We start from the raw sequence: 8,112 nt of genomic DNA, 5'->3' as shown, positions 1-8,112 counted from the left end.
ATCAACGACCCAATTGCTATTTGGGAAAAACTCAATCGACTATCCTTGTTCCGAGTCTATTGTGCCCCCGCATATCTGCCAATCTAGCTGAAACCAGCGGCATGGCAATGCAAGGAATGCAAATGACGCATTTAGAATAAGACAAGGTTTGAATCGGCAAGCGCCAATCGGGAGATACTGCGGGTCCTGTTGCAAAGGCACTTCGCACGAGCCTTACCCCCCCCTTGCGCCCGAATCCATACTCCCCATCGCATGTCATGTTGAGCTTGCTACGAAATCCGGGTTATAAGCGCTGCCAGCATCGGGGGAGACAAATCGTGTCGATATTTGCGAAGATCATGATCGCACTGGTCGCGATCCTGCACCTCTATATCGCCTGGTTCGGGATATTTGCCTGGCAGACGCAAGGCCCGGGGGCCTTTCCGGAATTCCCCGCCGACCTGTTCCTTCCGACCACCGCGATGGCCGCCAATCAGGGCATCTATAATCTCTGTCTGGCGGCTGGGCTGATCTGGTCGTTGTTGATTCGGGATGGCGAATGGCAGCGCAAGGTTGCAACCGGCTTTCTGCTGTTTGTCGCCACGGCAGGTATTTTCGGTGCCTGGCCTGTGTCACCGGATATTGCCCTAGTCCAGGCCGGCCCGGCAGTGATCGGCCTGCTGTTGATTGGCTTGTCCGCCAGAGCACGTCAGCGCTAGGACATCTGGCATCTGTTCCCGTTGGTCTGTCGTCCCCTCAGGCAATTTTGCGCAGCGATGATATTCCGGATTCCCGGCCGCCTTTACCAGCGCGCTTCATTGCATATAGCGCCCTGTCGGCGGCCTTGAGCAATTGCTCGGTCCCGTTTCCATCAACGGACTGGACAGCGATGCCGAGGCTGGCCGATGGCCTCAAGACATGGCCATTGATTTTCGCCGGACTGGCGAAGGCGGAAAGATAAGCGGTCGCCCGGGCCATAGCCAATTCATGGCCGGTGACCCCCGGCATGAAGATCAGGAATTCATCTCCGCCGAGACGCCCGACAATTTCGTCCCCGTTGCTGTTCTGATTCAGCCTGCTGGCGATTTCCACCAGCAGGAGATCGCCGATGTCATGACCAAGGCTGTCGTTCACCTGCTTGAAGAAGTTGAGGTCGAGCAGGGCGACCGCAAAAATACGGCCGTCACTGGCAAAGCCCTGTTCGGCCAGATGAAGGTGGTTCATCATCGCCCGGCGATTGGCGAGCCCGGTCAGTGGATCGCTATGGGCCTGTTTCCAGATGACATGGCGCATGATCAGGCCGGAGATAATCTGGTTGTAGCTGTCGATGATGAACCGGATCATCAGCAGCGCAATGGTGAGCATGCTCCACCCCATGATCATCTCGTCAAAATCGCCCAGCACGATCATCGCCAAGGCTGAAGGCACGACTCCGACAAGCAATACGGTCACCGCGGTCTTTTTCAGGCAGGCCAGGCAGTGAGCGATGCACGTCGATCCGAACACCAGCGACATCGGAATGAATATCTGGTTGTCGAACATGTCGGTGGAAATGACCAGGACCGACCAGATGCTGAGAAAGGCGATAATGCCAATCGCCAGAAAAGAGAGGCTGCGGAACGTCTTGGCAGAAGGACGATGCGAATGGGAGGCTCTGCCGAGCCGCATCCACATGGTCATCCGGGCGCAGCAGGCAAGCGCAAAAACCCCCATCCAGGCATAATAGGCGGGTTCAACCCCTTCGTGGGCCGACAGGACCATGACCGCCACGAGATTGAAGATTGCCACCAGGTAGATCATCGGCACGTGGGTGAGCACCCGGCGCAACTGCATTTTCTCTACCGATGCGCGGATATCCTCGGTAATCTCGGGAGACCGCCATGCGCTCTGCCAAGTCGTCCGCCCGTTCTTTACTGTTCGCGGCGTTGAATCCATGATGTTAGACGACCCCATTGCGGCTGACCGGATGTTCCGCGTTCCAGACTAGGATGGCCGTGTAAAAATAGGGTTAACAAATTATTGTTGGCGGAGATCCTCGTCTCGACTCCACAGGGCGGAGCGAGACGAGGGGATTGTGCGCGAAGGCCGCTAGAATTTCGCGGTCGCCTGGATGCCGTAGAAGCGCGGTTCGGCGGGGATGAAGGTCGGGATACCGAATGCACCGCCGGTGTTGCCGGCATCGAGCAGATAGTTTTTATTGGTCAGGTTGCGCGCGAAGCCGGCAATCTCGAACTGTTCGTCAGCAAAGGACAGGCCGGCGCGCAAATTGATCAGGGTGACCGCTGGCTGGCTGATCAAATTGCTGTTCGGTGCTTCAAAAAAGACCCGGCTGCGATGGGTGATGCTGGGCGTGGCGAACAGGCGGGTGCTGTCGTTGACCGGATAGTCGAGGGTGAAGCCGCCCGCTGCCTGCACTTCCGGCTGGAGGCGGAAGCGCGCACCGGCGAGATTGCCGTTGGCCGGATCATTGTCGATGCCACCATCGATATAGCCGATATTGGCGAACAGGCTCAGCCAGTCGGCGGCGCGCACGTTGACCTCGGCCTCAACCCCGAAATTGGTTGCGCTCCCGGCACTGCGGGTGATCGTGGTGCCGGGTCTGGTCGGATCGTTCACGCTCACCTGGAAATTGTCATAGGTCTGGTAATAGACGCCGAGCGAACCGGATACCGGACCCACCGCGCCTTTCAGACCGACTTCGTAATTCCAGACGATTTCCGGTGCGATGTCGGTGAAATTGCCGACCGGTCCGGTTGGCGTCGATCTCGCACCTGCATTTACAGTCGCCGAGCGGCGGCCCTTGGAGATTGTGGCAAAGCCGTTGATATCATCGGAGAAGCGATAGAGGATATTGAAACGGGGCAAGACAGCGGAGAAGCTGTCTTCGGTGCGGAAGGTCTGGCCAGCGGTGTCGATCAGCGGGAAGGGCGGTGCGCCGGTGAAGAATGAGCCCGGTGCGGTCGCACGATAGCCGGAGCGGCGCTTTTCGATCAGCACGCGGACACCGGCGGTCAGCTCGACGCTGGGGGTCGGGATCCAGGTGCCGTCGGCGAATACCGAATAGCTGTCATTCTTGCCGAGATTCTCGAACACCGCCTGATAAGGGACTGTCCCGACCGCGCCGCCGGTCAGCGCCCTGATCGCATCGCCGGCTGGTACACCATTGCCATCGACGCACGGGACGCCTGGCACGACAACACCGGCGAGACACTGGAAATAGGTCACTTCGTCGGTCGAGAACGGCACCCGCTGATTGCTGTCTTCGCGGAACAGGTTCCAGCCGAAGCTGCCGCGGAACGTGTCGCTGGTATAGGCAAAGCGGGTTTCATGGCTGCCCTGTTCGCCATTGGCGTCCTCGGCAAATTCAAGGAAGAAGGCAGCAGAGCCGTCGGCGTCGAACACCTCGTTGCTGTTGAACTTGCGGAAGCCGTTGACCATGGTGATCGTCCAGTCGTCGGCAATATCCCAGCTCATCGTCAGATTGGCGTCATAGACATCGCGGGTCAGGCCCAGTTCGGCATCGCCCAGCACCGCTTCCGAAAAAGGCGAGCCGCGCAGATCAGCGAAACCAAAGGGATCGGCCGGTCCGGCGCTGGTCGGCAGGGTGCCGGAAATGAACGGCGTGCCCGAGTTGCGCTGCCGGTCATAGGTCAGGATCAGGTCGGCAGTGAAATCACTGCTCGGCGTGAACCGCAGGGAGGCGCGACCGCCGAGCTGATCCTGGGCATAGAGATCATCCTGGTTCGGGGCCAGGTTGGTCACATAGCCGTCGCGCTTCTTGTAGGCACCGGCGAGGCGAAGCGCGAGCACGTCCGATCCGGCGTTGAGATGGCCGGCCATCGTATAGGCGTCATAATTGCCATAGCTGGCGGACAGTTCGCCGGAAACACCGGGCCGGGGCTTGGCGGAAATGATGCTGATCGCGCCAACCGCAGAGGCGGTCCCGAACAGGGTCGCCTGCGGCCCCTTGATCACCTCGATCCGGTCGATGTCGTAGATGTCCTGATAGGAGCCGCGCGAGCGCGAGATATCGACGCCATTATAATAAAGCGTGACCCGGGCCGCCTGCTGCGCCGAGCCGCTGTCGGAGGTGATGCCGCGGATGACGATGCCGGGATTGTTGGCGCTCTGCTCCTGGATATTGAGGCCGGGCACATAGTTGGACAGCTCGTCGAGATCCGACACGCCCAGTTGCTTGAGCCGCTCGCCGCTATTGGCGGAAATGGTGATCGGCACGTCGGTCGATCGCTGCTCGAACTTCTGCGCGGTGACGATGATGACATTGTCGTCGGCGGCTTCGTCCGCAACCGCGTCGGTTCCGGTCTGGGCCAGCGCCGGGGCGGCGACCAGCAGGGCGGAAGCCAGGACGAAAACGGAGCTGCGGGAAAGCGCTTGGGGAGAATATTTGGACATGGAAAGAATCAGCCTTCTATCTGCGACACGGGAAAGAATGGTGCAGTGCAGCAAGGCTGTGACGGGCTGACAGATATTGGATGACAGTTTGGATAAACCTGCGCGACATTCTTGTGACGGCCGGATCGGGAGCGGCAGGCGGCGCCAAAGTTTGTCAAAGTTGGGACCAATGGCAGGTTTTGCAGTTCACTTCAGAATCTGTCTGAACTATGATTTCCAGATAGCATAAACAGCAGTAAAAAGTGCCATAGGCCGAAGCGAAGTTTGCAAAGGTTACGCGGTTTGGGGAGGGGAAACTTCGTCGGCGCGGGGGCAAGGGAAAGGGGGATGGAAAATGTCAAAGAGCCGGGGGAGATTATAGCGATTTGCCGGCGTGTAGGAAAGCGGTGTTTGGGGGTGGGGGGAATAGCCGTCATCCTGAAACAAGTTACCTTGCGGTGGCCTTCGGCTCAGGATGACGGAGAGCGGCGCCGCTTATCCCCGTAACCGGCAACCTTTCGCAGCGCCGCGCGTTGCCTGATTGAACCAAAAAAGGACATTTATATGGCTATGCTGAATTTTCCGGAAGATACATTTGTCGTTGTTGCAACGGGCCGGGAGGCGAAGACCTTTCATGTCCGCAGCGGTGCGCTCGAGCATGATGGCGACTGGCTGCCGGGCGATCTGGCCGACGATGGTCCTTCCGGCAAATCCCCGCCCGACCGGTCGCCGAAGGAGAGCATGGAAGCGACCTTCTCGAAAATAATCGCGGAGCGCCTTTATATCCTTGCGCAAAAGGGCGCGTTCGAACGGCTGATTCTGGTCGCCGACCCCGACACGCTGGGCGAGATCCGGCCGTTGCTGCACCAGGAAGTGACCGACAAGATCATTCTGGAACAGGCGAAGACGCTGACGAATTCGCCGGTCGAGGATATCGAGAAGTCGCTGGCGGCTTAGGGATTCTTTGCAATCCGGCACGATTCTACGCCATCCTGAACACCGCCCGTCATCCTGAGCCGAAGGCCACCGCTAGGTAACTTGTTTCAGGACCCCCATTGGCTTCGCGCGAACATTTGGCTCGCGCGAAGCCGCGAAGCCACGAAGCCACTAAGAAACCTGAGCTCCTCCTCTTCGGAGGAGGGGTCGGGGTGGTGTAGTTACCCCAAACGCAAATTCAGGAAGTCGCATCTCTCGTCAGGGCCACTCTTGGGCAGACGGGTTGATAGTTCCGGCCTTCAGATTGGGTCGATCCAGGACAAGCTAAAGAACAAGCCTTATATTCAGATGTCATCTATAGTTGACAAGTCTCGTTCACTGTTCGAGATGAGAGTCATGACCACGACCACCGAATTTGATGCGGCCGAATATCTCGACAGCCCGGAAATGATCGCGACCTATTTGAAGGTCGCTTTTGAAGAAAATGACGCCGCGCTGATCCGCACCGCGCTGAACGATGTCGCGCGCGCCAAGGGCATGACCGAGGTGGCGGCGGCGAGCAAGATCACGCGGCAGGCGCTGTACAAGGCGCTGGGTCCGAATGGCAATATGACGCTGGAGACCTTGCTGGGGGTGCTGCGGGCGATGGGGGTGCGGTTGTCGGTTAGTGGGTGCGGATAGAATTAAGTGCGCTGTTATCGTAATTCCTGAGGATACGGATGCCTTTGCGCCCGAGTCAGGATTGCTCTGTAAAGCCAGACTTGATCCGGCTTCCAGAGCGGCATATCTGTAAATGGGGTATCGGAAGCTTCGTGAGTTTCTGTCATGTGTGGGGAAATCGATTTGATTGAGAAATCTAAAGGCCGGTCGATAGAGTTGTTTTTTGTGGATGGCCATCCGCAGGGGATGAAGACGGCGACTATTCCATTCCAGTGGACCGGCCATGTATTGGTCATAAATCGCACCCAACTGCCTAAAGCTATGCTGAGGCCCGAAATTGAAAGACCAGGTGTCTATCTGCTCGTCGGCGAGAAAGACGATCGTCCACTGTTATACATTGGTGAAACTGACGATATTAAGAAGCGCTTGAAAAACCATGCAGCGCAAAAGGATTGGTGGTCAGAGGCTATTTGCATAACCTCCAATGGCGAACCTCTAAACAAAGCTCATGCTAGATACCTCGAAAGTAAACTGATAAGTGACGCAATCCGGCTGCGCAAAACAAAATTGGACAATGAGCAGTCGCCCCCTGAACGTACTTTAAGCGAAGCAGCTCGCTCCCACATGGAGGACTTTCTAGAAAACATTTACTTGGTTTTGCCAGCGTTGCGTTATGATTTTCTCTCAGAAAATAGAAAGCTTCCTGCTCTCGATTATCCCCAAAAAATAGAGATCCCTGCGGTTAGCTTTGTTACGATGGTACCGGAGCTTAGAATCCCTGCTCGTGCAAAATTAATGGATGAGCAATTTGTTGTTCAGGCAGGTTCAGGCGCCCGTTTGGATTGGATCGGCTCTGAAGGAGGGCATACCGGCTATCAATCATTGTTTAACGAGTTGGTAGATCAAGGTGTATTGGTTGAAAATGGAGACCATCGAGTTTTTTCGGATAGTTATGGATTTAGCAGTACAAGCGCCGCCGGCGCTATCATAAAAGGGCGTGCTACAGCGGGCCCCACCACTTGGAGAGTCGAAGGGACTAATCAAACTTACCGCGAATGGGAGGCGGATCAGTTAGAAGCGTTGCCAGTCGAAGAATAGATGAAAGAATATAAAGCAGCCAGCCGACCCACCCTTGACCCCCACCCGAATCCCCGCTAAGGGCCGCGCTTCCGCTGCTTCGGGCTCTGCTCGACGCCGCAGAAAATTTACATAGGCAAAACACTTGCCGTCCTTTGGGACGGTGAGAGTAACCCCTGCATTTTGCAGGATAATTTACTATAAGGTGAAGACTTTATGCCAACGATCAACCAGCTCGTCCGTAAAGGGCGGGTGCCCCAGAAGACGAAGTCCAAGGTGCCAGCCATGGAAGCCAACCCGCAGAAACGCGGCGTTTGTACCCGTGTCTACACGACGACTCCAAAGAAACCAAACTCCGCTCTGCGCAAGGTTGCCAAGGTTCGCCTGACCAACCAGCGCGAGGTCATTTCCTACATCCCGGGCGAAGGCCACAACCTCCAGGAACACAGCGTCGTGCTGATCCGTGGCGGTCGTGTCCGCGATCTTCCCGGCGTTCGTTACCATGTCCTTCGCGGCGTGCTCGATACGCAGGGCGTCAAGGACCGCAAGCAGAGCCGTTCCAAATATGGTGCGAAGCGTCCGAAGTAATCGGAGCTGCTTTCATAGCCCGTCAGGCGCGGTTTCGCTGCCTCGGGCCAGAGATAAAGGAAATAGAATATGTCACGTCGTCGTCGTCCCGAAAAACGCGTAATCCTGCCCGATCCCCGTTATGGTGATCTGGTATTATCGAAATTCATGAACAACCTGATGCTTGACGGCAAGAAGTCGGCAGCAGAACGCATCGTTTATGGCGCACTCGAAACTGTCGAGCAACGCGCGAAGAAGGATCCGGTGCAGACCTTCCACGAAGCACTCGACAACGTAAAGCCCGGTATCGAAGTCCGCAGCCGCCGTGTCGGTGGTGCGACTTATCAGGTGCCGGTGGAAGTCCGTCCCGAGCGTGCTCAGGCCTTGGCGATCCGCTGGATGATCTCTGCCGCTCGCGGCCGCAGCGAAACCACAATGGCAGCGCGTCTGTCGGGTGAAATTCTTGACGCTTCCAACAATCGCGGCAACGCGGTGAAGAAG

The 8,112-nt window shown here is 57.1% G+C and carries 8 protein-coding genes; 6 read left to right on the top strand and 2 right to left on the bottom strand.

The annotated features are described in order from the left end of the window. Positions 1 to 317 precede the first annotated feature (317 nt). Positions 318 to 698: a DUF1304 domain-containing protein gene (locus tag ACEW8J_RS03150; protein ID WP_373490179.1), complete on the top strand. Its 381-nt coding sequence runs from the start codon at positions 318 to 320 to the stop codon at positions 696 to 698. A gap of 37 nt (positions 699 to 735) precedes the next feature. Here ACEW8J_RS03150 and ACEW8J_RS03145 read toward each other — a convergent pair whose 3' ends face one another. Next, complete coding sequence (locus ACEW8J_RS03145; protein ID WP_373490178.1) at positions 736 to 1,914, bottom strand: diguanylate cyclase domain-containing protein; 1,179 nt, start codon at positions 1,912 to 1,914, stop codon at positions 736 to 738. A gap of 153 nt (positions 1,915 to 2,067) precedes the next feature. Further along, positions 2,068 to 4,392, bottom strand: coding sequence for a TonB-dependent receptor (locus tag ACEW8J_RS03140; protein WP_373490177.1), 2,325 nt, complete (start codon positions 4,390 to 4,392; stop codon positions 2,068 to 2,070). 543 nt (positions 4,393 to 4,935) lie between these two features. Between ACEW8J_RS03140 and ACEW8J_RS03135 the strand changes: the two genes are divergently transcribed. The 5 genes from ACEW8J_RS03135 to rpsG all read left to right on the top strand — a co-directional run. After that, a complete protein-coding gene (locus ACEW8J_RS03135; protein ID WP_373490176.1) occupies positions 4,936 to 5,328 on the top strand; it encodes a host attachment family protein in 393 nt (130 codons plus the stop codon). Between the two features lie 375 nt (positions 5,329 to 5,703). Then, positions 5,704 to 5,988, top strand: a complete 285-nt coding sequence (locus tag ACEW8J_RS03130) for an addiction module antidote protein (RefSeq protein ID WP_373490175.1) — start codon at positions 5,704 to 5,706, stop codon at positions 5,986 to 5,988. Positions 5,989 to 6,150: 162 nt separating this feature from the next. Beyond that, on the top strand, positions 6,151 to 7,065 hold the full coding sequence (locus ACEW8J_RS03125; protein WP_373490174.1) for a GIY-YIG nuclease family protein: 915 nt from the start codon (positions 6,151 to 6,153) through the stop codon (positions 7,063 to 7,065). 195 nt (positions 7,066 to 7,260) lie between these two features. Next, a complete protein-coding gene (gene rpsL, locus ACEW8J_RS03120) occupies positions 7,261 to 7,632 on the top strand; it encodes a 30S ribosomal protein S12 (RefSeq protein WP_067198316.1) in 372 nt (123 codons plus the stop codon). A 69-nt stretch (positions 7,633 to 7,701) separates the two neighbouring features. Beyond that, positions 7,702 to 8,112 (top strand): 30S ribosomal protein S7 (gene rpsG / locus ACEW8J_RS03115; RefSeq protein ID WP_373490173.1); only part of this gene is annotated, 411 nt, incomplete at its 3' end.

Source organism: Parasphingorhabdus sp., from assembly GCF_041748495.1.
Taxonomy (GTDB): domain Bacteria; phylum Pseudomonadota; class Alphaproteobacteria; order Sphingomonadales; family Sphingomonadaceae; genus Parasphingorhabdus.
Note: the sequence above shows the minus strand (reverse complement) of the source record. Positions and strands in the feature narration are given on the sequence as shown.